We start from the raw sequence: 22,012 nt of genomic DNA on the forward strand, positions 1-22,012 counted from the left end.
CCTGGGCCAGCGGGACTGACAAGCGGCACGGCATGGCCGGAGCGCGGGCTCCACCGCGGCGACCTCGGCGCGGGGGAGGCGGAGAGGGATGGACGGAGGGGTGGTGGCGCCAGCGGCGGCAAGCGGGCCGTCCGCCGAAGCGGACGCCGGCGCGCTGGTTACACTCAGGACGCCTCGGCTGCGTCGATGATGCCCCACCAGCGCAGCGTCTGGCGGAAATGGTTGCGCACCTGGCCGGCCGCCTCCTGCTCGTCGCCGCCGGCGATCGCATCCATGATCGCCAGGTGCTCCTCCATCGCCGGCACGATACGGTCGGGAAGCAGCGGACGGGAATGCTGCATCACCAGGATGCGGTCGCGGTTGCGCGCGTAGATCTCCCGGATGCTGGCGTTGTCGAGGACATTGGACAGGGCGCTGTGCAAGGCCCAGTCCACCGCCATCGCCTCGCGCTGCAGCGAGGGCGTGATGCCGGCGCGCGCGGCGTCGAGCACCTGCTGATGCTTTTGCCGCAGCTCGGCGAGCGTGTCCGCGGCGTGCCGGCGCACCAGCAGCCGGGCGCCCTCCTGATCGAAGAGGGTGCGCAGGTGGAAGCACTCGCGCACCAGCTCCGGCGTCGCCTCCATCACGGCCACGCCGCGCTTGGGCAGGACGCGGACGTAACCGGCCGACTCGGCGCGCTTGACCGCTTCGCGCACCGGCGCCAGCGGCAGCCCGATCACCCCGACCAGATCCGACATCGAGACGAACTGCCCTGCCCGCAGGCCACCGCCGGTCAGCAGTTCCCGCAGCGCCAGGAAGGCCTTGTCGGCCAAGAGCAAACCTTCAGGCTCCTGCATGTTTCTCGTCCCCATCCGTTTTCGTCGAGCGGCAATTGTCACATCAGGCTTTGCCGGCAGCAAATTCCACCTACCACGCCAGGCAAGCCCATAAAGACATTTTTGTTGCAAAACTCGAAAAATTCAAACTAACATGTCAGAAAGAATATAACACCACACCCCCGGCACCGCGTCACTCCGCCCGGCGGGTAAAGGTGAGCCGTCCAGCGCGGAGCCCGCCCCTCTTCGGCGACGCGTCGGCACGCGCCAGCTTGCGCGCAGCCCCTCCTTCCGGCCGGCTCGGGAAGGGGGTCTTCAGGCCGGGAGTCGATAGCAAAACTATCGACAGTACCGAGGCCGGAGGGAATTCAAGCACTTGCGCTTTATCCCTAAGCTGTCCCAACCAAGCTAATAATTATTTACACCAAGGAGAAGCAGATGGCCCGAACAAGAGCAGCGCATGCCGCCACCGCGGCGTTGCGCAACAACCCCGTGAGCATGGAACTCACCCCCTCCCGTCATCCCTTCGACAAGACCCCGGTTGCGCACGGCAACCGTCTTTCGATCCGGTTTGCGAGGTGAACCATGTACAAACGCTTCCATAAGACCCTGTTCGGGCAAGTCGTCATCGCCCTGATTCTCGGCGTGATCATCGGCATCATCTGGCCCGATTTCGCCACCAAGCTCAAGCCCATGGGCGACGGCTTCATCAAGCTCATCAAGATGCTGGTCGCGCCCCTGGTGTTCTGCGTCGTGGTGCACGGCATCTGCAGCACCGGCGACCTGAAGAAGGTCGGCCGCGTCGGCGTCAAGGCCCTGCTGTACTTCGAGATCGTCACCACCTTCGCCCTGGCGCTGGGCGTGCTGCTGGCCGAGACCCTGCGGCCGGGCGCGGGCATGAACATCAATCCCCACACCCTCGATGGCTCGGCGCTGGCCGACTACTCCGAGCGGGTGTCGCAGGTGGGGCACCTGACGGCGGTGGACTTCATCATGAAGCTCATTCCCGCCACCTTCGGGGACGCCTTCGCCAAGGGCGACATCCTGCAGGTGCTGCTGATCGCCATCCTGTTCGGCTGCGCCGTCGCGGCGCTCGGCGAACGCGGCCGCCCGGTGACCAGCGCCATCGACCACCTCGGCCAGGTGTTCTTCAAGCTGATCGGCTTCATCGTCAAGCTCGCCCCCTTGGGCGTGATGGGCGCCATCGCCTTCACCGTCGGCAAGTACGGCATCGGCTCGCTCAAGCAGCTCGGCCTCCTGGTGGCGCTGTTCTACCTGACCTGCAGCATCTTCGTGGTCGGCATCCTGGGCATCATCCTGCGCCTGGCCGGCTTCAACATCTTCAAGCTGCTGGGCTACCTGCGCGAGGAACTGCTGATCGTGCTGGGCACCGCCTCGTCCGACGCCGTGCTGCCCCAGGTGATGCGCAAGCTCGAACTGATGGGGGTGAAGGATTCGACCGTGGGCCTGGTGATCCCCACCGGCTACTCCTTCAACCTCGACGGCTTCTCGATCTACCTGACGCTGGCGGCGGTGTTCATCGCCCAGGCCACCAACACGCCGCTGTCGCTGACCGACCTCCTCACCATCCTCGCCATTTCGCTGGTGACCTCGAAAGGCGCCCACGGCGTGCCGGGCTCGGCCATCGTGATTCTCGCCGCCACCTTGAGTGCCGTGCCGGCCATCCCCGCCATCGGCCTGGTGCTGGTACTGTCGGTGGACTGGTTCATGGGCATGGCGCGCGCGCTGACCAACATGATCGGCAACTGCGTGGCGACCGTGGTGGTCGGCGTGTGGGAGAAGGATATCGACCGCGAGCGCGCCACCCAGGTGCTCAACGGCGACATCACGGTCGATCTGCGCGCCCCGGCCCGCGCCGAAATGCTGGCCGACGCCGCGCCCCAGACACGCATCTGATCGCACGATCGACACCCCCGAGGGACGCGCCAAGCCGGCGCGTCCCTCACGAATTTTCACTGAACACTGCAAGGAGAACCCATCATGGCCCATGCCACCGGACCTACCATCATCGCCCCCGCCGCCGAGCTGCCCGATTGGGCGCGCCGCTCGGTCGATCTCGCCAACCCGCGCCTGGGCGCCCAGGCCCTGTACGCGTCCGACGACTTCTTCGCCGAAGTCTCGCGCATGCTCAACCCGGAGCCGGCCCAGTTCGTGCCCGGCAAGTTCGACGAGAACGGCAAGTGGATGGACGGCTGGGAGTCGCGCCGCAAGCGCGTGGCCGGCCACGACTGGGCGCTGGTGAAGCTCGGCGTGAAGGGCGTGATCCGCGGCTTCGACGTCGACACCAGCCACTTCACCGGCAACTACCCGCCGGCAGTGTCGATCGAGGCCACCGTGTCCGCGACCGACGACGTGGAGGCCCTGAAGGCCGCCGCCTGGACCGAGATTCTGCCCGCGACTGCCCTTGGTCCCAACAGCCATCACCTGCTCGAATGCGCCAATGGCGAGGTCTGGACCCACCTGCGCGTCAACATCTATCCGGACGGCGGCATCGCCCGCCTGCGCGTCTATGGCCAACCGGTAGGCGGCCTGGAGAGCGCCGGCCCGGACCAGCTGGTCGATCTCGTCGCCCTGGAAAACGGCGGCCGCCCGGTGGCCTGGAACGACGCCAGCTTCGGCTCCTCCGCCAGCAATATGCTGCTGCCGGGACGCGGCCTGAACATGGGCGACGGCTGGGAAACCCGCCGCCGCCGCGAACCGGGCAACGACTGGTGCGTGGTGCAGTTGGGCGCACCCGGCATCATCGAGAAGATCGAGGTGGATACCGCCTTCTACAAAGGCAACTACCCGGACGCCTGCTCGCTGCAGGCCGCCTTCGTCAGCGGCGGCACCGACCAGTCCGCCACCACCCAGAGCATGTTCTGGCCGGTGCTGCTGCCGGAGCAGAAGCTGTCGATGGACGCGCTGCACACCTTCACCGACCTGGCCAAGCTCGGCCCGGTGACGCACGTGCGCCTCAACATCTTCCCCGACGGCGGCGTCTCGCGCCTGCGCCTGTGGGGGCGGGTGGTCAAATGAAGACCCTCGAACTCGCGGTGGAGCCGCTCAGCCGGGAAGCCTTCGCCCCCTTCGGCGACGTCATCGAGGCGTCGGAGGCGGTGCGCCACTTCCCGATCAACGGCGGCAACACCGAGCGCTACCACGATCTGGCCAGCATCGAGCCGGGCCCGGAAGGGCGGGCCATCGTCTCCATCTTTCGCGGCCAGCCGCGTGCGCTGCCGTTCCGGGTGGAGATGATGGAGCGCCACCCGCTGGGCAGCCAGGCCTTCATTCCGCTGTCCGGCCGTCCCTACCTGGTGGTGGTGGCCCCGGCGGGCGCACCTCCAGCGGCGACGGACCTGCGGGTCTTCCTCGCCCGCGCCGACCAGGGCGTCAACTACCGCACCGGGGTGTGGCACCACCCCTTGCTGGCCCTCGACGCGGTGTGCGACTTCCTGGTGGTGGACCGCAGTGGCCCCGGCCACAACTGCGACGAAGTCCAGCTCGACGCCGTCGCGGTGATTCCCACCGTGGCCTGAGCAGCGGGAGCACCGATCATGCCTGATATCGTTGCCGACCACGCCCGAGTCAGCCCCGCCCGCCGAGGCGGGGCCGCTCCGGGCGCAGCTTGGCCGAACCGCGAAAGGTAGCGCGCCATGTTGCTCGGTCTGGCGCTCCTCTACGTAGGAGCCGTGCTGATTCTCAACGGGTTGTGGATGCTGGGCCGCATCGGCGACAGGGAGATCCCGGTGATCAACCTGTTCGCCGGCGGCCTCACTCTGCTGGTGGCCCTCAAGCTCGCGTTCGGCGAGGGGGCCGACGCCGCGTCGATCAAGGCGGGCGCCCTCTCCCTGCTGTTTTCCTTCACCTACCTGTGGGTCGCCATCAACCGCCACAACGGTGCCGACGGCCGCGGACTGGGCTGGTTCAGCCTGTTCGTGGCGATCACCGCACTGCCGGTGGCGGTGGATACCCTGCGCCTTGCCGTGTCCACCTGGGACTGGTGGTTCGGCCTGTCCTGGCTGGCGTGGGCCGTGCTGTGGCTGTTGTTTTTCCTGCTGCTGGCGCTGAAGAAGCCGGTGGCCAGGCTCACCGCCTGCATGGCCATCGGCCAGGGCGTGCTGACCGGCTGGCTGCCGGGCTACCTGCTCCTGACCGGGGCAATGCGCTAAGAGCCTGTTCAAGGTCTGTTGGCGGCGGCCGGGTACTGCCGGATGTCCCGCCAGAAGAGCGTCCCTGGCCGTGACATTCACGGTCAGGGACGAACGGCACGACCCACAAGCCAAAAGAAAGCCGGCCCGTCTCGCGACGGCCGGCTCAGGCTGCAGGCGAAGTGCTTCGATGCGTTTTACAGGCCCCGGCAAAGCCGGGCCTCTCCACCTAAGTATCTAAATTCCGCAGCCTTCCCATCTATTCCCAATCCTCCGCTGAGCCAATCGAAGATTGGCACGCAGTCCGCCCTTGCCCTGCAAGGGAGCCTCGCTACGCTCGAGAAGAAGGTCGTCAATAATCTAGCCCTGCGGTGCGTAGGGATGATGCTGGTGCCAGTGGCGGGCGATGTCGACGCGGCGGCACACCCACACCCGGTCGTGCTTCTCGATGTGGTCGAGGAAGCGCTGCAGGGCGCGGAAGCGGCCCGGGCGGCCGAGCAGCCGGCAATGCATGCCGACCGACATCATTGCCGGGCGCTCGTCGCCTTCGGCGTACATCACGTCGAAGGCATCGCGCAGGTAGTCGAGGAACTCGTCGCCGTGCGAGAAGCCCTGCGGCAGCGAGAAGCGCATGTCGTTGGTGTCGAGGGTGTAGGGCACGATCAGCTGCGGCACCGTCGCGCCGTCGGTCTTCTGCACCTCCATCCAGAACGGCAGGTCGTCGCCGTAGTAGTCCGAGTCGTACAGGAAGCCGCCGTAGTCCGCCACCAGGCGGCGGGTGTTGGGAGAATCGCGCCCGGTGTACCAGCCCAGCGCACGCTCGCCGGTGAGGCGTTCGATGATCTCCATGCCGATGCGCAAGTGCTCGCGCTCGGTCGCCTCGTCGATGTTCTGGTAGTGGATCCAGCGCCAGCCGTGGCCGGCGATCTCGTGCCCCAGCTCGCGGAAGGCCGCGGTGACCTCGGGGTGGCGTTCCAGCGCCATGGCGACCCCGAACACGGTCAGGGGCAGGCCGCGCCGCTCGAATTCGCGCAGGAAGCGCCACACCCCGACCCGCGAGCCGTATTCGTAGACGCCTTCCATCGACATGTGACGGCCCGGGAAGGCCGGCGGGCTGAAGAGTTCGGACAGGAACTGCTCGCTCCCCGGGTCGCCGTGCAGCACGCAGTTCTCGCCGCCCTCCTCGTAGTTCAGCACGAACTGGACGGCGACGCGGGCGCGGCCGGGCCAGTTGGCGTACGGCGGGTTGCGGCCGTAGCCGACCAGGTCGCGGGGGTAATCCTTGGTGATGGCCATGTGTTTCTCCTGCTACGTTGCGTGCCCGGCACCGTGGGTGCCCGGCGTCATGATTGCCGTTGCCTCAGGTGCGCCGCGCGGCGCGCATCGCCGCCAGGTAGATCGCCGCGCCGGCCAGCGCGCCGATCACCCAGCCGAAGTTGTTCTCGGGCAACAGATGGAAAAATTGGGTCGCCAGCTCCCAGCCGATCGACAGCGTGCCCGACAGCGCAAGCGCCGCCAGGCCGACCTTGTTCCAGCCGCCGTCGTAGTGATAGCGCCCGGTGGGCGCCATCGTGTACAGCTCGGCCTCCTGCACGACCTGCTTCTTGACGAGGTAGAAGTCGGCCATCATCACACCGTACAGCGGGGCGAGGATGGAACCGAACACGCTGACGAAGACCGTGATCGCCTTCGGGCTGTCGACGAAGATCCACGGGCACACCAGCACCGCGAGGATCGACGCGATCAGGCCACCGCGCTTGAAGTCGACGTGGCGGGGGAACAGGTTGGCAATGTCGTAGGCCGGCGAGACGAAGTTGGCGACGATGTTGATCCCCATCGTGGCGACGACGAAGGTCAGGCTGCCGATCACGACCGCCAGCTTGTTGTCGATGCGGGAAACGATCTCGACCGGGTCCATGATCATCGCGCCGAACACCCTCGAGCTGCCGGCGGTCACGATCACGGTGATGATCGAGAACACGATGAAGTTCACCGGCAGGCCGAGGAAATTGCCGATCCGCATCTGGCGCTCGTTCTTGCCGAAGCGCGAGAAATCCCCGAAGTTGAGCAGCAGCGCGGCGAAGTAGCTGACCACCAGCAGCACCGCGCTGCCCATCGCGGTGACGGACTCGCTGCCCGTGAGCACCTTGTCGCCGAGCGTCAGGTCGAGCGCGCCGAGGCCGGCCTGCGACAGGATCCAGCCCATCAGCACGAACATCACGACATACACCGCCGGGCCGCAGAAATCGACGAATTGGCGGATCGTTTCCATGCCGCGCTGGAAGATCACCAGCTGGAAGAACCACATGAACATGAAGCAGGCCCAGCCGAGCAGGTCGAGCCGCAGAAAGCTCGCGTCGCGCAGCGCCACGGCGCCGGGGAAGAACAGCAGCACCAGCGTCGCCACCGCCTTGGAGGCGAAGTAGGTCTGCACGCCGTACCACACGATGCCGACCACGCCGCGGATGACCGCGGCGAGGTTCGCTCCCATCACGCCCATGCTCACGCGCGCCATCACCGGGAAGGGGATGCCGTGCACCAGACTGGGTTTGCCGACCCAGTTCATCAACAGGTTGACGAGCAGGATGCCGAGCGTCAGCGCCGCCAGCACCTGCCAGCCCGACAGCCCGAGCAGGAACAGGCTCGCGGCAAAGGTATAGCCGCCCACGCTGTGCACGTCGGACATCCACATCGCGAAGATGCTGTAGCCGTTCCAGGTGCGCGCGTTCTGCGGCACCGGCGCGAGGTCGTCGTTGTAAAGGCGCGGGTCGGCGCCGGCGATGACCGGTTCCGGAACGTGCTGGGTGGCGCGGTGGGCGGTGCTGGTCATGACGGGTTCCTCCTCGCGATGCGTCGTCGCGGTGCCGGGCCCTGCACGCGCCAGCGCGCAGGCTCATACCGTTGTTAATAGACGGCGGAGGCTGCAAATGCAGGTCCGGTTGACGACAGCCTCGGCGAGAGATGCTCAGGAACCCGGCTGGGCGCTCAGGTGTTCGAACTGCCCGGTGAAGCGCTTCGCAGGCGGGAAGGCCAGATCGCCGTGCTTGCTGGTGCCGAGCCGGAGGCTGGCGAGCGTTTCGGCGAGCTTCACCGCGGCGGTGACGCCTTCGACGATCGGCAGGCCGACCGCCTCGCGAATCTCGTCGGCGAGATCGGCCATGCCACCGCAGCCCAGCACGATCGCGCCGATGCCGTCCTCGGCCTTGGCGCGGCGGCATTCCGCGACGATGCGGTCGAGCGCGCAGGCGCCGTCGTCCTCGAGATCGAGCACCGGAATCTCGGCCGCCCGCACGCGCCGGCAGTGGTGTGCGAAGCCGTAAGACTGCAGCAGGTGCTCGGCGATAATGCCGGTGCGCCCGAGCGTGGTGACCACCGAGAAGCGCGTCGCGATCATCGTCGCCAGGTGAAAGGCGGCCTCGGCGATGCCGATCACCGGGGCGCGCGTCAGCTCGCGCGCGGCGAGCAGGCCCGGATCGCCGAAACAGGCGATGACGTAGGCGTCGGCCCCTTCGCGCTCGCCCTTGCGCACCTCCTCGGCAACGCCGACGGCGCTGATCGCCTCGTCGAAATGGCTTTCGATCGAGACCGGACCGCTGTCCGGGTTCACCGCGACGATGCGTGTGCCGGGCGCGGCCACGCGCCGGGCAGACACACCGATCTTTTCGGTCATGCTGCGGGTGGTGTTGGGGTTGATGACGCGTATCAGCATGGTTGTCTCCTTCGTATGTAGGCGGGAGCCCGTCCTCGGTCGGCGAAAGCGCGTTTTCCCATCTTCAGCCTCCTGGTGGGACAAGCTCGGACGGCCCATCGTTGCCAACAGTCTAGAATTGCCTTGTACACAATTCAATGACTTTTTGTGTACACACAATAGTTACATACGATACACGTTGCCAGTATGCACATCCTGTCCTGCGCTTTGCGCGAGGCCAGCCCGCAATGGACACGCTGCAAGTCCCCTTCCCGGCACTGGGCAAAAACAATTTCAGGCTGATATGTATACAATTCATGAACACGTTTCCACCCGTCCACAGCGGTGACAGCGCTCGACCACAACACGCGCTGGAGCGGCATCGCCAGCAAGGGCGGTCGCCCCACATCGCGGGGCACCTCCCGCCTGGGGACGACGCCTGCGGCGGCAAGGCGGCGGCGCGGCACTCACGGTACGCGGCAGCAGCACCTGCGTTTTCAGCGACAAGGAGAGGCGCGGCCGAACGAGTAGATACTAAAAGTATCGACAGAACCGAGACCCCCGGCAATTCAACCACTTAGTCTTTCTCCCTATGCTGTGACCATCAGTGAAGCAGACCCACCCCAGGAGGAATACAAATGGCCCGAATGAGAGCAGTGGATGCCGCCGCGGCGGTATTGCGCAAGGAAGGCGTGAGCACCGTGTTCGGCGTGCCGGGCGCCGCCATCAATCCCCTTTATTCGGCCATGAAGAAGGATGGCCGCTTCCAGCACGTGCTGGCGCGCCATGTGGAAGGCGCCTCCCACATGGCGGAGGGCTATACCCGCGCGCGCGCCGGCAACGTCGGGGTGTGCATCGGCACTTCCGGCCCGGCCGGCACCGACATGATCACCGGCCTGTATTCGGCGTCGGCGGATTCGATACCTATCCTCTGCATTACCGGCCAGGCGCCGCGCGCCCGCCTGTACAAGGAGGATTTCCAGGCGGTGGACATCGAAGCCATCGCCAAGCCGGTCACCAAGTGGGCGGTGACGGTACGTGAGCCGGCGCTGGTGCCGCGCGTGTTCCAGCAGGCCTTCCACATCATGCGTTCCGGCCGTCCCGGCCCGGTGCTGATCGACCTGCCCTTCGACGTGCAGATGGCCGAAATCGAATTCGACATCGAAACCTACGAGCCCCTGCCCTTGCACAAGCCGGCCGCCACGCGCGCCCAGGCCGAGAAGGCGATGGCCATGCTCAATGCCGCCCAACGCCCGCTGATCGTCGCCGGCGGCGGCGTGATCAATGCCGATGCGGCCGCCCGCCTGCAGGAGTTCGCCGAGCTGACCGGCGTACCGGTGATCCCGACCCTGATGGGCTGGGGCAGCCTGCCCGACGACCATCCGCTGATGGCCGGCATGGTGGGCCTGCAAACCTCGCACCGCTACGGCAACGCGACGATGCTGGCGTCGGACTTCGTGATCGGCATCGGCAACCGCTGGGCCAACCGCCATACCGGATCGGTCGAGGTCTATACCGAAGGCCGCACCTTCGTGCATATCGACATCGAGCCGACCCAGATCGGCCGGGTGTTCGGCCCCGACTACGGCATCGTCTCGGACGCCGGCGCGGCGCTCGACCAATTGCTGGAAGTGGCGCGGGGGATGAAGCTGGCCGGCTGGCTCCCCGACCGCAGCGCCTGGGTCGCCGAGTGCCAGGAGCGCAAACGCACCCTGCAGCGCAAGACCCACTTCGACGCCGTCCCGATGAAGCCGCAACGGGTGTACGAGGAGATGAACCACGCCTTCGGCCGCGACACCTGCTACGTCAGCACCATCGGCCTGTCCCAGATCGCCGCCGCCCAGTTCCTCCACGTCTACAAGCCGCGCCACTGGATCAACTGCGGCCAGGCCGGCCCGCTGGGCTGGACCATCCCGGCCGCGCTGGGTGTCTGCGCCGCCGACCCCGAGCGCAAGGTGGTGGCGATCTCCGGCGACTACGACTTCCAGTTCATGATCGAGGAGCTGGCCGTCGGCGCCCAGTTCAAGCTGCCCTACCTGCACGTAGTGGTGAACAACGCCTACCTGGGGCTGATCCGCCAGGCGCAGCGCGGCTTCGACATGGACTTCTGCGTGCAGCTCGCCTTCGAGAACATCAACGCCCCGGAGACCGAAGGCTACGGCGTGGACCATGTGGCGGTGGTCGAGGGACTGGGCTGCAAGGCGATCCGCGTGCGCCGGCCGGAGGAAATCCAGCCCGCCTTCGCCCAGGCCCGCGCCTGGATGGAAGAGTTCCGCGTGCCAGTGGTGGTGGAGATCATCCTGGAACGCGTCACCAACATCTCGATGGGCACCGAGATCAACGCCGTCAACGAGTTCGAGGAGCTGGCCGCCCACGGCGCCGACGCCCCAACCGCCATCGCGCTGCTCGACTGACCCGCGCCCAGACATCAGGAGGACACCATGCCGAAATTCGCCGCCAACCTCACCATGCTCTTCACCGAGCTGCCGTTCCTCGAGCGCTTCCAGGCCGCCGCCGAGGCCGGTTTCCAGGGGGTCGAGTATCTCTTCCCCTACGCCTTCGCCAAGGACGTCCTGGCCGAACAGCTGGAGCGTCACGGCCTGGTGCAGGTGCTGCACAACCTGCCCGCCGGCGACTGGGAAGCAGGCGAGCGCGGCATCGCCTGCCATCCGGACCGGGTCGACGAGTTCCAGGACGGCGTCGGCCGCGCCATCGACTACGCCCGGGCCCTGGGCTGCACCCAGCTCAACTGCCTGGCCGGCATCGCCCCGGCCGGGGTGCCGCAGGACACGCTGCACGAGACCTTCGTCGCCAACCTGCGCTTTGCCGCCGCGCAGTTGCAGCGGGCGGGCATCCGCCTGCTGATCGAGCCGATCAACACCTTCGACATCCCCGGCTTCTACCTCAACCGCACCGCCCAGGCGGCGGCGATCCTCGACGCGGTAGGCTCGGATAACCTGTTCATCCAGTACGACATCTACCACGCCCAGCGCATGGAGGGCGAGCTGGCGGGCACGATCGCCAAACACCTGCCGCGCATCGCCCACATCCAGCTCGCCGACAACCCCGGCCGCCACGAGCCGGGCAGCGGCGAGATCAATTACCCGTGGCTGCTGCGCCACATTGACGGACTCGGCTACGACGGCTGGATCGGCTGCGAGTACAAGCCCGCCACCACCACCCGCGAGGGGCTGGGCTGGATCAAGGCCCTGACACGCTAAGAGCCGCTAACAAAACCCTCTTGGCGTTGTTGCGCTCGCGTGCGGATCTCTCGCAGAGATTCGCTCAGCAAGCACTGGCCGTACTCCTTGCATGTAGCTTCGCAGAAACTTCGGCTACGCCTCGTTTTCTGCGGCCGCGCGCCTAGCCAAGACCGTTGCACTGGGTTTTGGTAACGGCTCCAGAACTCAATCTCACAAAACGGAGACAAGATCATGGCAAACATCGGTTTCATCGGCCTCGGCATCATGGGCGCCCCCATGGCTGGCCACCTCATCGCCGGCGGCCACACCGTCTTTACCTACACCCGCGGCAACACCCCGGGGGCCATCCTCGAGGCCGGCGCCAGGGTCTGCGCCACCGGCGCCGAGGTGGCGCGCCAGGCGGACATCATCATCACCATGGTGCCGGACACCCCGCACGTGGAAGACGCCCTGTTCAGCGCCAACGGCGTCGCCGCCGGCCTCAGCGCCGGCAAGATCGTGGTGGACATGAGCTCCATCTCGCCGGTCGCCACCAAGGATTTCGCCCGCCACATCAACGAGCTCGGCTGCGAGTATCTGGATGCGCCGGTATCGGGTGGCGAAGTCGGCGCCAAGGCAGCGACGCTGACCATCATGGTGGGCGGCTCGGAAGCCGCCTTCGCCAAGGTCAAGTCGCTGTTCGAGCTGATGGGCAAGAACATCACCCTGGTCGGCGGCAACGGCGACGGCCAGATCACCAAGGTGGCCAACCAGATCATCGTGGCGCTCACCATCGAGGCGGTGGGCGAGGCGCTGCTGCTCGCGGCCAAGGCCGGCGCCGACCCGGCCAAGGTGCGCCAAGCGCTGATGGGCGGCTTCGCCAACTCGCGCATTCTGGAAGTGCACGGCGAGCGCATGGTCAAGCGCACCTTCGACCCGGGCTTCCGCATCGAGCTGCATCAGAAGGACCTCAACCTGGCGCTGACCACCGGCCGCCAGCTCGGCGTATCCCTGCCCAACACCGCCACCGCCCAGGAGCTGTTCAACGCCTGCGCGGCGCATGGCGGCGCCGGCTGGGATCATTCGGCGATGGTGCGCGCGCTGGAGAAGATGGCCAACTTCGAGATCGGCCAATAAGCGTTGTACGAGCCTGTTCACGATCTGTCGCGAGCAGCCCTCAGCGGGGTGAAGAGCAGCACAGGAACCGGAATGTACTGGAGTACATGAGGATTCCGAGCAGCACATGAGCCCCGATCAGGGATGCGCAGCAAGATCGTGAACTGGTTCTCAGAAGGGCCGGCCTCGACCGGCCCCACTCTAAGAAGGAGGCTCCATGCGTTACCTGTCCATCGATGTCGGTTCCTACCATTTCGTCGCCCGTCTGGAAGAAGAGGCCGCGCCGCGCACCTGCGCCGCCTTCCTGAAGCTGCTGCCCTTCTCCAACCAGGTGATCCATTCGCGCTGGAGCGGCGAGGCGGTGTGGGTGCCGCTCGGCGACTTCGACACCGGGCTCGGCTTCGAGAACCATACCAACCACCCGTCGCGCGGCGACCTGCTGCTCTACCCGGGCGGTTTTTCCGAAACCGAGATCCTGTTCGCCTACGGCAGCAGCCAGTTCGCCAGCAAGATGGGGCAGCTGGCGGGCAACCACTTCCTGACCGTGGTCGAAGGCAGCGATCAGTTGATGGACATGGGACGCACCGTGCTGTGGAAGGGCGCGCAGCCGATCCGTTTCACCGACCTCGGTGAGCTCTGAAACCAAAGGACGCCTGACGATGAACACGCCTCCCCGTGATCTGCTTGCCAAGATGTTCGCCGCCGCCGTCAACGCCGCCCAGCCGGAGCACTGCATCCCGCCGTTCCTGCCGGAGCCGCCACGCGGCCGCACCGTCGTCATCGGTGCCGGCAAGGCGTCCGCCGCCATGGCCCAGGCGCTGGAACGCCACTGGCCGGGTGAGCTTACCGGCCTGGTGGTGACCCGCTACGGCTACGCCGTGCCGTGTGAACGCATCGAGATCGTCGAAGCCGCCCACCCGGTGCCGGACGACGCCGGGCTGGCCGCGGCGGGCCGCCTGCTGGACACGGTGCGCGGCCTGACGCCCGACGACCTGGTGATCTGCCTGATCTCGGGCGGCGGCTCCGCGCTGCTGCCGCTGCCGGGCCGCGGCGTCAGCCTGGAGGACAAGCAGGCCATCAACCGCGCGCTGCTGACCTCCGGCGCCACCATCGCCGAGATGAACTGCGTGCGCCGCCACCTCTCGGCGATCAAGGGCGGACGGCTCGCCGCCGCCTGCCATCCGGCGCGTGTGGTGAACCTGCTGATCTCGGACGTACCCGGTGACAATCCGATGGACATCGCCTCCGGCCCGACGGTAGCGGACCCCACCACCTGCGCCGACGCGCTGGAGATCGTCCGCCGCTACGGCATCGAACTGCCCGACGGCGCACGCCGACTGCTGGAATCCGGCGCCGGCGAAACCATCAAGCCGGGCGACCAACGCCTGGAGCGAGTCACCACCCACCTGGTGGCGACGCCGCAGATGGCACTGGAAGCGGCTGCCGCGGTCGCCGCCGAAGCCGGGCTGCCGGCGCTGATCCTCGGCGACAGCATCGAAGGCGAAGCACGCGACGTCGGCAAGGTCATGGCCGGTATCGCGCTGCAGATCAAGAACCGCAGCCAGCCGGTGGCGCCGCCCTGCGTGCTGCTGTCCGGCGGCGAGACCACGGTCACCGTACGCGGCCAGGGCCGCGGCGGCCGCAACGTGGAGTTCCTGCTGTCACTCGCGGTGGCACTGAACGGCGCGCCGGGCATCCATGCGGTGGCCGGCGATACCGACGGCGTCGACGGGCAGGAGGAAATCGCCGGCGCCTTCATCGCTCCCGATACCCTCTCCCGCGCCTGGGCCGCCGGCATCCGCCCGCGCGACCGGCTCGACGACAACGACGGCCACGGCTTCTTCGAAGCGCTGGGCGACGCCCTGATCACCGGCCCGACATTGACCAACGTGAACGACTTCCGCGCCATCCTGCTCACCTGAGCGGCAAGCCATTATTCATTCAAAGTCCATTCCGACAGGCGCGCGAGTGTGAAGGCGCCGCCGCCCGACAAGATGGGCTCCAAGAGGAGACAGAGATGAGAGACACCAAGGCACTGACCCTGGACGAGGTCAAGCGTATCGCCGCCGCCGCCGAAGCCGAAGCGGAGGCACAAGGCTGGGCGGTCAGCATCGCGGTGTGCGATGCCGGCGGCCACGCCCTGTGGCTGCAGCGCATGGACGGCGCGCCGCTGATGAGCGCCGCCGTGGCGCCGGAAAAGGCGCGCACCTGCGTGCTCAGCGGCAAGCCGAGCAAGGCGTTCGAGGAGATGGTGAACAACGGCCGCTTCGCCGCGCTGGCGATGCCGGTGGTGCCGCTGGAAGGCGGCGAGCCAATCGTCGTCGACGGCCTGGTGATCGGTGCGGTCGGGGTCTCCGGGGTCAAGGCCGGCGAGGACGCCCAGGTCGCCCGCGCCGGGGTGGCCGCCGTTATCGGCCAGTGGGAGGTCGCATGAGACGCCAGCGTCGGGCCCGCATCCTCGCCACGCTCGGGCCGGCGAGCTCCACCCTTGAGCGCATCCGCGCGTTGGCCGAAGCCGGTGCCGACGTGTTCCGGCTCAATTTCAGCCACGGCAGCCACGAGGACCACGCCGCTCGCCTGCGCCTGATCCGCGCGGTCGAACACGAACTCGGCCGCCCGATCGGCGTGCTGCTGGACCTGCAAGGCCCCAAGCTGCGCATCGGCCGCATGGCCGGCGGCAAGGTGCTGCTCCAGCCCGGCGCCCGCTTCCGTCTCGATCTCGACCCTGCCGAGGGCGATGCCGGCCGCGCCAACCTGCCGCACCCGGAAATCTTCGCCGCGCTCGAGACCGGCACCGAACTGCTGCTCGACGACGGCAAGCTGCGCCTGCGCGTCGAGGCCTTCGGCCCCGACTTCGCCGACACCACGGTGCTGGTGGGCGGCACGCTGTCCGACCGCAAGGGGGTGAACGTCCCCGGCGTGGTGCTGCCGATCTCGCCGCTGACGGCGAAGGACCGGGCCGATCTCGCCTTCGGCCTGGAGCTGGGGGTCGACTGGGTGGCGCTGTCCTTCGTGCAGCGCCCCGAGGACATCGCCGAGGCGCGCGCGCTGATCGGCGAGCGCGCCTGGATCATGGCCAAGCTGGAGAAGCCTGCCGCCATCGAGCATCTCGACGAAATCGTGGCGCTGGCCGACGGCGTCATGGTGGCGCGCGGCGACCTCGGGGTGGAACTGCCGCCGCAGCAGGTGCCGGTGCTGCAGCGGCGCATCGTGCGCGCCGCTCGCGCCGCCGGCCGGCCGGTGGTGGTGGCCACCCAGATGCTGGAGTCGATGATCGTGGCCCCGGTGCCGACCCGCGCCGAGGCGTCCGACGTCGCCACCGCGGTGTACGAAGGGGCCGACGCGGTGATGCTCTCGGCGGAATCCGCCTCCGGCCAGTACCCGGTGGAGGCGGTCGCCATCATGGACCGCATCATCGCCGAGGTGGAGCACGACCCGGCCTGGCGCCACGAACTGGCGGCCGGCCACACCCCCGCCCAGCCCAACACCCCGGACGCCATCTGCTGCGCCCTGCGCCGCGTCGCCGAGCTGCTGCAGCCCGCCGCCACGGTGGCCTTCACCTCCTCCGGCTTCAGCGCGCTGCGCGCCAGCCGTGAGCGGCCGGTGGCGCCGATCCTGGCGCTGACCCCGCAGCTCGCCACCGCGCGCCGCCTGGCCCTGGTCTGGGGGGTCCATCCGGTGCCGTTCGACGAGGTGCAGGACGTGGGCGAGATGATCGCCCACGCCACGGACGCCGCGCAGCGGGAGCAGGTCGCCAGTCCCGGCGATACCGTGGTGGTGATCGCCGGCATTCCCTTCGGCCAACGTGGCAGCACCAACCTGCTGCACGTGGTGCACCTGCCCGACGCGGGCTGATCCGCCGGCCAAGCACGGAAAACACCGAGGAATAGACATGCTGGAGATATCGATGAATGGCCGCACGGTGCGGTGCCCCGCGCATCGCTCGTTGCAGGACTTGCTGGCGAGCCAAGGCCTGGCGGGCAAGCGTGTGGCGGTGGAGTGCAACGGCGCCATCGTGCCGAGGAGCGCCTATGCCGAGACCGCCATCGCCAGCGGCGACCGGCTGGAGATCGTGATCGCGGTGGGGGGAGGCTGAGATGGCGCACACCGAACAGGCCGTGACGCCGCTCGTCATCGCCGGCCGGGCCTACGCCTCGCGCCTGCTGGTGGGCACCGGCAAGTACCGCGACCTGGAGGAGACGCGGCAGGCGGTGGCGGCCTCGGGGGCAGAGATCGTCACCGTCGCCGTGCGCCGCACCAACCTCGGCCAGGACCCGGCGGCCCCCAGCCTGCTGGACGTGCTGCCGCCCGAGCGCTACACCTACCTGCCCAACAGCGCCGGCTGCTATACCGCAGAGGACGCGGTGCGCACCCTGCGCCTGGCGCGGGAGCTGCTGGACGGCCACGCGCTGGTGAAGCTGGAGGTGCTGGGCGACGAGCGCACCCTCTACCCCAACATGCCGGAAACCTTGCGCGCCGCCGAGGTGCTGGTCCGTGACGGCTTTCAGGTGATGGTGTATTGTGCCGACGACCCCATCCAGGCCCGGCGCCTGCAAGACATCGGCTGCGTGGCGGTGATGCCGCTGGCCAGCCTGATCGGTTCCGGCATGGGCATCCTCAACCCCTGGAACGTGCGCCTCGTGATCGACGCCGTCTCCATCCCGGTGCTGGTGGATGCCGGGGTGGGCACGGCCTCCGATGCCGCCATCGCCATGGAGCTGGGCTGCGACGGCGTGCTGATGAACACCGCCATCGCCCAGGCCCGCGACCCGGTCGCCATGGCACGGGCAATGCGCCTGGCCGTGGCGTCGGGGCGGCTCGCCCACGAGGCGGGACGCATGCCGATGAAGCATTACGCGGCCTCGCCCAGTTCGCCCGGCGACGGCCTGATCGCGGTTGGCCGAAGCCGCTAGCCCCCGAGGAGAGGTGAGGATGGACCGATACACGGAACTCAAGAGCTTCGTGCTGGTGGCCGAAAAGGGCAGCTTCGCCGCCGCCGCGCAGGCCGAGCGGGTGACGCCGGTGGTGATGGGGCGCCGCCTCGACAGCCTGGAAGACCGCCTCGGCGTCAAGCTGATGCACCGCTCCACGCGCGGCCTGCACCTCACCGACCTGGGCGAGCAGTTCCTCGACCAGGCGCGCCAGCTGCTCAAGGACTTTGACGAGATCGAGTCCTCGCTGCTGGCCGGACGCAACCTGGTGCGCGGCCACCTGGTGGTGTCGGCGCCTGCGGCGTTCGGGCGCCGTCACGTGGCGCCGCTCGGCCAGACCTTCCAGACCCTCTACCCCGACCTGAAGCTCTCGTTCAACCTTACCGACAGCGTGGTCGACCTGGTGCGCGAGGGCTACGACATGGCCATCCGCATCGGCGAGGTCACCGACCCCAACTACGTCGCGGTGAAACTGGCCAGCAACCGCCGCGTGGTGTGCGGCACGCCGGCGTACTTCGCGCGGCATGGCGTCCCGCGCTGCCTGGAGGATCTGGCCCAGCACAACTGCCTGGCCTTCAACCTGCAGGGCGGCCAGCCGCGCGGCTGGTCCTTCCTGAAGGACGGCCGGCTGGTGGCGGTGAAGGCCGGCGGCAACCTGGACTGCAACGATGGCGAGCTGCTCTACAACTGGGTGAAGCAGGGGCTGGGCATCGGCTGGCGCTCCACCTGGGAGATCGAGGGCGAGCTGAAGCGCGGCGAGCTGGTCACCGTACTCGACGAGTTCGCGGTGCCGGCCTACGACATCCAGGCGGTCTACCCGCAACAGCGCTACCTGCCGGCCAAGGTGCGCTTCTTCATCGACTATCTGAAAAAGACCTACAACACCCCCGGATACTGGGAAAGATAGACGGCGCGATGCGGCGCCCCGCGGCGGCTATAGTGAGGGTAACCACACTGCGGATGTCCCCGCCATGGCCCTCTCCCGCCGCCCCCTGCCGCTCTTTTGCCGCCTGCTGCTGGCGCTGTGGGTGTTTGCCTGCGCAGCAGGCAGTATCGAGGGCTGCCTGGCCGAGGCACCGTCCACGGCGGGTACTGCCGTCCTGAGCGCCGACCCGTCAGACGCGCCCGCTCCGGCGCAGCCCTCGCACCACGCCAGCTGCCAGTCCTTCTGCGCCAGCCTGGGCAGCGCGACGAGCACCTCCCCGCCGCCAGAGGCCGCGCCTTTGCCGACACCTCTGCTGATGCTGTGGTTGCTGCTGCCCGTGATCATCGCACCCCTCTGCCGCCACGGCCGGGCCTCTCGGCCACACCAGGCGGTGTGGCCGGCCACGCTGCGCCCTCCCTTCCTGCTGTTCCAGCGTTTCAACGATTAGCGCCAGCTCCGTCCGGATTGCCGGACCGCGAGCCGTTTTGCCGTCGGCGGCAAGCTCATGCCGCGACGGTGCGTGGCGCCGGCCGGCCTTTTGCAGCACTCACCATGCAAGGAGCCTGTCATGACCCTGTCCCCCCCTTGGAAAACCGGCCTCGCGCTGGCCCTCACCATGGCGTTCAGCTATATCGTGTGCGCCCTCCTCTACCGGCAGTGGCCCGCGCAGGGGATCGACTTCCTCAACGCCCTGTTCCACGGCCTCGATTTTCACAAGCTGGCCAGCCCGGCACCGTTCACGCTCGCCGTCTTTCTCTACCCGCTGGTCGTGCTGGCGCTATGGGGCTTCGTGGTCGGCACGGTGTTCGCATGGCTGCACACGCTGCTGCACGGCCGCCGCTAGCGGCGCAACGAAGGAGAACGACGATGGCACGCGTCAGCGACCCGGTCTGCGGCATGCAGATCGACCCGGCCACGGCCCAGTCCAGCCTGGAGCACCACGGACAGCGCTACTGGTTCTGCTCGGCGCACTGCCAGCAGCAATTCGCCGCCGCGCCGGAGCGCTACATCCACGTCCACGACGCCCGCAACACCAGCTCGCCCCCGCCCGCAGCCGCGACCATGCGGCCGGCCGGCGCGAGCGGTGCCAGCGGCCGCGCCAAGGATCCGATCTGCGGCATGCTGGTGGACAAGGCCAGCGCGCTGACGGCACAACGCGGCGGCCGCACCTATTACTTCTGCAGCGACAGCTGCCTGCGCACCTTCGAATCGCCCGAGCACGAACTGAAGGCGATGAAGACGCGGGTCACCATCGCGCTGACCGGCGTGCTGGCGCTGGCCATGCTGCGCGCCGGCGCCTTCCTGGCGCTCGCCGCCGGCGCCACGCTGCTGTCGTGGGCGCCGATTCCGGCCCTGCCCTGGCTGACCTGGGGGATGTGGCTGTTCCTGCTGGTGACGCCGGTGCAGTTCGTCGGCGGCTGGAGCTTCTACAAGGGCGCCTGGAACGCCATCCGCACCCGCAACATCAACATGGATTTCCTGATCGCGCTGGGCACCTCGGTGGCTTATTTCTACAGCGTGGCGGTGCTGTTCTTCCCGGCCATCCTGCCGGTCAAGGTGGCCGAGCGCGACGTCTATTTCGAAGTGTCGGCGGTGATCATCGCCTTCGTGCTGCTCGGGCGCTACATGGAGGAGATCATCAAGAAGAAATCGTCGGCGGCGGTGCGCCATCTGCTCGACCTCAAGCCGGCCACGGCGCACGTGCGGCGCGACGGCGTGGAAACGGACATTCCGGCCGAAAGCATCATGGTGGGCGAAACGGTGCTGGTGAAGCCGGGCGAGAAGGTGCCGACCGACGGCGAGGTGATCGAAGGGCAGTCCAACGTGGACGAGTCGATGCTCACCGGCGAATCGATGCCGGTGGCGAAGCAGCCCGGCGCACCGGTGATCGGCGGCACCCTGAACGGCGCCGGCGTGTTCGCCTTCCGCGCCACCCGCATCGGCGCCGACACCGCGCTGGCGCAGATCATCCGCATGGTGGAAGAGGCCCAGGCCAGCACCGCGCAGATCCAGCGCCTGGCCGACACCGTCACGGGCTATTTCGTGCCGGCGGTGGTCGGGGTCGCCGTGCTCGCCTTCTTGGGCTGGTGGCTGGCCGGCCACTTCCCGCAAGGGCTGCTGGCCTTCATCGCGGTACTGATCATTTCCTGCCCGTGCGCGCTGGGCATCGCCACGCCGGCGGCGCTGATGGTCGGCGTCGGCAAGGGGGCGGACGGCGGCATCCTGATCCGTGGCGGCGAGGTGCTGGAGCGGGCGGAGAAGCTCACCACCATCGTGTTCGATAAGACCGGCACCCTGACGCGCGGCGAGCCGAACGTCACCGATGTCGTGCCGTTCGGCACCCACGACGCAGCGCAGGTGCTGGGGCTGGCCGCCGCGGTGGAAGCCGGCTCGGAGCACCCGCTGGGGCAAGCCATGGTGAGGGCGGCACGGCAGCGCGGCCTGCCGCTGGCGCCGGCCGGCGCCATCACCGGCATTGCCGGCCACGGCATCCAGGGCGTGGTGGAGGGGCGCCCGGTGCTGCTGGGCAACCGCCGCCTGTTCACCCGGGAAAACATCGCGATCGATGCCGCGGCAGAGACCCTGGCGCGCCTGGAAGCGGACGGCAAGACCGCCATGCTGGTGGGGGAGAGCGGCCGCCTGATCGGCGTGATCGCCGTGGCGGACACGCTGAAGCCGGAGGCCGCCCAGGCCGTGGCCGCCCTCGCGGCGCGGCAGATCAAGGTCGTGCTGCTGACCGGCGATAACCGGCGCACCGCCGAGGCGATCGCCCGGCAGATCGGCATCGAGCAGGTAATCGCCGAGGTGCTGCCGGAGGACAAGGCCAGGGTGATCCGCCAGCTGCGCGACGCGGGCGAGGTGGTGGCGATGGTGGGCGACGGCGTCAACGATGCCCCGGCCCTGGCAACCGCCGACATCGGCATCGCCATCGGCTCCGGTTCCGACGTGGCCAAGGAGACCGGCGGCATCATCCTGATCAAGAACGATGTGCGCGACGTGGTGGCGTCCATCCAGCTGTCGCGCGCCACCATGGGCAAGATCAAGCAGAACCTGTTCTGGGCCTTCATCTACAACAGCATCGGGATTCCCGTCGCGGCGCTGGGCCTGCTCAACCCCATCCTGGCGGCGGCGGCGATGGCGCTCAGTTCGCTGTCGGTGATCGTCAACTCGGCGCTGCTCAAGCGGGCGCGGATCGGGCTCTGA

At 68.1% G+C, this 22,012-nt stretch carries 22 protein-coding genes; 18 read left to right on the plus strand and 4 right to left on the minus strand.

Translation table 11 applies throughout. From position 1 onward, the window contains the following. Positions 1–164: 164 nt before the first annotated feature. Positions 165–836, minus strand: a complete 672-nt coding sequence (locus tag B9N72_RS00230; RefSeq protein ID WP_085274449.1) for a GntR family transcriptional regulator — start codon at positions 834–836, stop codon at positions 165–167. A gap of 417 nt (positions 837–1,253) precedes the next feature. On the opposite strand from B9N72_RS00230, the gene B9N72_RS21180 reads away from it, so the two are divergent. From B9N72_RS21180 to B9N72_RS00250, 5 genes are all read left to right on the plus strand, one after another. Further along, positions 1,254–1,397, plus strand: coding sequence for a hypothetical protein (locus B9N72_RS21180; protein WP_200810857.1), 144 nt, complete (start codon positions 1,254–1,256; stop codon positions 1,395–1,397). Between the two features lie 3 nt (positions 1,398–1,400). After that, the gene (locus B9N72_RS00235) at positions 1,401–2,732 is read left to right on the plus strand and encodes a C4-dicarboxylate transporter DctA (protein ID WP_085274450.1); all 1,332 of its coding nucleotides are present in this window, start codon (positions 1,401–1,403) and stop codon (positions 2,730–2,732) included. 84 nt (positions 2,733–2,816) lie between these two features. After that, positions 2,817–3,854 carry an allantoicase gene (alc, locus tag B9N72_RS00240; RefSeq protein WP_085274451.1) on the plus strand — a complete coding sequence of 346 codons (1,038 nt, stop codon included), beginning with the start codon at positions 2,817–2,819 and terminating at the stop codon, positions 3,852–3,854. Next, positions 3,851–4,354 carry an ureidoglycolate lyase gene (locus B9N72_RS00245; protein ID WP_085274452.1) on the plus strand — a complete coding sequence of 168 codons (504 nt, stop codon included), beginning with the start codon at positions 3,851–3,853 and terminating at the stop codon, positions 4,352–4,354. The genes alc and B9N72_RS00245 overlap by 4 nt, the downstream gene beginning before the upstream one ends. 117 nt (positions 4,355–4,471) lie before the next feature. Beyond that, the gene (locus B9N72_RS00250) at positions 4,472–4,987 is read left to right on the plus strand and encodes an AmiS/UreI family transporter (protein ID WP_085274453.1); all 516 of its coding nucleotides are present in this window, start codon (positions 4,472–4,474) and stop codon (positions 4,985–4,987) included. A gap of 339 nt (positions 4,988–5,326) precedes the next feature. Here the strand turns inward: B9N72_RS00250 and puuE are convergent, their stop codons facing one another. The 3 genes from puuE to B9N72_RS00265 all read right to left on the minus strand — a co-directional run bounded on the left by puuE (position 5,327) and on the right by B9N72_RS00265 (position 8,675). Beyond that, positions 5,327–6,262: an allantoinase PuuE gene (gene puuE, locus B9N72_RS00255; protein WP_085274454.1), complete on the minus strand. Its 936-nt coding sequence runs from the start codon at positions 6,260–6,262 to the stop codon at positions 5,327–5,329. Between the two features lie 64 nt (positions 6,263–6,326). Further along, entirely contained in the window at positions 6,327–7,796 is a 1,470-nt protein-coding gene (locus B9N72_RS00260) for an NCS1 family nucleobase:cation symporter-1 (protein WP_085274455.1), read from the minus strand. A 135-nt stretch (positions 7,797–7,931) separates the two neighbouring features. Beyond that, on the minus strand, positions 7,932–8,675 hold the full coding sequence (locus B9N72_RS00265) for an aspartate/glutamate racemase family protein (RefSeq protein ID WP_085274456.1): 744 nt from the start codon (positions 8,673–8,675) through the stop codon (positions 7,932–7,934). A 617-nt stretch (positions 8,676–9,292) separates the two neighbouring features. Between B9N72_RS00265 and gcl the strand changes: the two genes are divergently transcribed. The 13 genes from gcl (at position 9,293) to B9N72_RS00330 (ending at position 22,012) form a co-directional block, all read left to right on the plus strand. Then, complete coding sequence (gene gcl, locus B9N72_RS00270; protein WP_085274457.1) at positions 9,293–11,068, plus strand: glyoxylate carboligase; 1,776 nt, start codon at positions 9,293–9,295, stop codon at positions 11,066–11,068. A 27-nt stretch (positions 11,069–11,095) separates the two neighbouring features. After that, on the plus strand, positions 11,096–11,875 hold the full coding sequence (gene hyi / locus B9N72_RS00275; protein ID WP_085274458.1) for a hydroxypyruvate isomerase: 780 nt from the start codon (positions 11,096–11,098) through the stop codon (positions 11,873–11,875). Positions 11,876–12,088: 213 nt separating this feature from the next. Beyond that, positions 12,089–12,973 (plus strand): 2-hydroxy-3-oxopropionate reductase, encoded by an 885-nt coding sequence (locus tag B9N72_RS00280; RefSeq protein ID WP_085274459.1) that lies wholly within the window; start codon positions 12,089–12,091, stop codon positions 12,971–12,973. A gap of 196 nt (positions 12,974–13,169) precedes the next feature. Continuing rightward, a complete protein-coding gene (locus B9N72_RS00285) occupies positions 13,170–13,592 on the plus strand; it encodes a DUF3830 family protein (RefSeq protein WP_085274460.1) in 423 nt (140 codons plus the stop codon). Between the two features lie 19 nt (positions 13,593–13,611). Continuing rightward, positions 13,612–14,874 carry a glycerate kinase type-2 family protein gene (locus B9N72_RS00290; protein ID WP_085274461.1) on the plus strand — a complete coding sequence of 421 codons (1,263 nt, stop codon included), beginning with the start codon at positions 13,612–13,614 and terminating at the stop codon, positions 14,872–14,874. A 95-nt stretch (positions 14,875–14,969) separates the two neighbouring features. After that, entirely contained in the window at positions 14,970–15,386 is a 417-nt protein-coding gene (locus tag B9N72_RS00295; protein ID WP_085274462.1) for a GlcG/HbpS family heme-binding protein, read from the plus strand. Continuing rightward, a complete protein-coding gene (gene pyk / locus B9N72_RS00300) occupies positions 15,383–16,807 on the plus strand; it encodes a pyruvate kinase (RefSeq protein ID WP_085274463.1) in 1,425 nt (474 codons plus the stop codon). Before B9N72_RS00295 ends, pyk begins: the two co-directional genes overlap by 4 nt. A 37-nt stretch (positions 16,808–16,844) precedes the next feature. Further along, positions 16,845–17,048: a sulfur carrier protein ThiS gene (gene thiS, locus B9N72_RS00305; protein ID WP_085274464.1), complete on the plus strand. Its 204-nt coding sequence runs from the start codon at positions 16,845–16,847 to the stop codon at positions 17,046–17,048. A gap of 1 nt (position 17,049) precedes the next feature. Next, entirely contained in the window at positions 17,050–17,865 is an 816-nt protein-coding gene (locus tag B9N72_RS00310) for a thiazole synthase (protein ID WP_085274465.1), read from the plus strand. Positions 17,866–17,884: 19 nt separating this feature from the next. Beyond that, a complete protein-coding gene (locus B9N72_RS00315) occupies positions 17,885–18,790 on the plus strand; it encodes a LysR family transcriptional regulator (protein WP_085274466.1) in 906 nt (301 codons plus the stop codon). Positions 18,791–18,854: 64 nt separating this feature from the next. Then, positions 18,855–19,256, plus strand: coding sequence for a hypothetical protein (locus tag B9N72_RS00320; protein WP_085274467.1), 402 nt, complete (start codon positions 18,855–18,857; stop codon positions 19,254–19,256). Positions 19,257–19,376: 120 nt separating this feature from the next. Beyond that, positions 19,377–19,652, plus strand: coding sequence for a DUF5676 family membrane protein (locus B9N72_RS00325; protein WP_085274468.1), 276 nt, complete (start codon positions 19,377–19,379; stop codon positions 19,650–19,652). 23 nt (positions 19,653–19,675) lie between these two features. Then, positions 19,676–22,012, plus strand: a complete 2,337-nt coding sequence (locus B9N72_RS00330; protein ID WP_143477717.1) for a heavy metal translocating P-type ATPase — start codon at positions 19,676–19,678, stop codon at positions 22,010–22,012.

This window comes from Pseudogulbenkiania subflava DSM 22618 (assembly GCF_900177275.1).
In the GTDB taxonomy this organism is placed as follows: domain Bacteria; phylum Pseudomonadota; class Gammaproteobacteria; order Burkholderiales; family Chromobacteriaceae; genus Pseudogulbenkiania; species Pseudogulbenkiania subflava.

Excerpts from the sequence above, each read along its gene's own strand:
- B9N72_RS00260 (WP_085274455.1), bottom strand. The coding sequence starts at position 7,796 with ATGACCAGCACCGCCCACCGCGCCACCCAGCACGTTCCGGAACCGGTC.
- B9N72_RS00250 (WP_085274453.1), top strand. The coding sequence starts at position 4,472 with ATGTTGCTCGGTCTGGCGCTCCTCTACGTAGGAGCCGTGCTGATTCTC.
- B9N72_RS00265 (WP_085274456.1), bottom strand. The coding sequence starts at position 8,675 with ATGCTGATACGCGTCATCAACCCCAACACCACCCGCAGCATGACCGAA.
- B9N72_RS00290 (WP_085274461.1), top strand. The coding sequence starts at position 13,612 with ATGAACACGCCTCCCCGTGATCTGCTTGCCAAGATGTTCGCCGCCGCC.
- gcl (WP_085274457.1), top strand. The coding sequence starts at position 9,293 with ATGGCCCGAATGAGAGCAGTGGATGCCGCCGCGGCGGTATTGCGCAAG.
- B9N72_RS00320 (WP_085274467.1), top strand. The coding sequence starts at position 18,855 with ATGGCCCTCTCCCGCCGCCCCCTGCCGCTCTTTTGCCGCCTGCTGCTG.
- B9N72_RS00330 (WP_143477717.1), top strand. The coding sequence starts at position 19,676 with ATGGCACGCGTCAGCGACCCGGTCTGCGGCATGCAGATCGACCCGGCC.
- alc (WP_085274451.1), top strand. The coding sequence starts at position 2,817 with ATGGCCCATGCCACCGGACCTACCATCATCGCCCCCGCCGCCGAGCTG.
- B9N72_RS21180 (WP_200810857.1), top strand. The coding sequence starts at position 1,254 with ATGGCCCGAACAAGAGCAGCGCATGCCGCCACCGCGGCGTTGCGCAAC.
- pyk (WP_085274463.1), top strand. The coding sequence starts at position 15,383 with ATGAGACGCCAGCGTCGGGCCCGCATCCTCGCCACGCTCGGGCCGGCG.
- B9N72_RS00310 (WP_085274465.1), top strand. The coding sequence starts at position 17,050 with ATGGCGCACACCGAACAGGCCGTGACGCCGCTCGTCATCGCCGGCCGG.
- B9N72_RS00245 (WP_085274452.1), top strand. The coding sequence starts at position 3,851 with ATGAAGACCCTCGAACTCGCGGTGGAGCCGCTCAGCCGGGAAGCCTTC.
- B9N72_RS00280 (WP_085274459.1), top strand. The coding sequence starts at position 12,089 with ATGGCAAACATCGGTTTCATCGGCCTCGGCATCATGGGCGCCCCCATG.
- B9N72_RS00230 (WP_085274449.1), bottom strand. The coding sequence starts at position 836 with ATGCAGGAGCCTGAAGGTTTGCTCTTGGCCGACAAGGCCTTCCTGGCG.
- hyi (WP_085274458.1), top strand. The coding sequence starts at position 11,096 with ATGCCGAAATTCGCCGCCAACCTCACCATGCTCTTCACCGAGCTGCCG.
- B9N72_RS00295 (WP_085274462.1), top strand. The coding sequence starts at position 14,970 with ATGAGAGACACCAAGGCACTGACCCTGGACGAGGTCAAGCGTATCGCC.
- B9N72_RS00325 (WP_085274468.1), top strand. The coding sequence starts at position 19,377 with ATGACCCTGTCCCCCCCTTGGAAAACCGGCCTCGCGCTGGCCCTCACC.
- B9N72_RS00285 (WP_085274460.1), top strand. The coding sequence starts at position 13,170 with ATGCGTTACCTGTCCATCGATGTCGGTTCCTACCATTTCGTCGCCCGT.
- B9N72_RS00235 (WP_085274450.1), top strand. The coding sequence starts at position 1,401 with ATGTACAAACGCTTCCATAAGACCCTGTTCGGGCAAGTCGTCATCGCC.
- thiS (WP_085274464.1), top strand. The coding sequence starts at position 16,845 with ATGCTGGAGATATCGATGAATGGCCGCACGGTGCGGTGCCCCGCGCAT.
- puuE (WP_085274454.1), bottom strand. The coding sequence starts at position 6,262 with ATGGCCATCACCAAGGATTACCCCCGCGACCTGGTCGGCTACGGCCGC.
- B9N72_RS00315 (WP_085274466.1), top strand. The coding sequence starts at position 17,885 with ATGGACCGATACACGGAACTCAAGAGCTTCGTGCTGGTGGCCGAAAAG.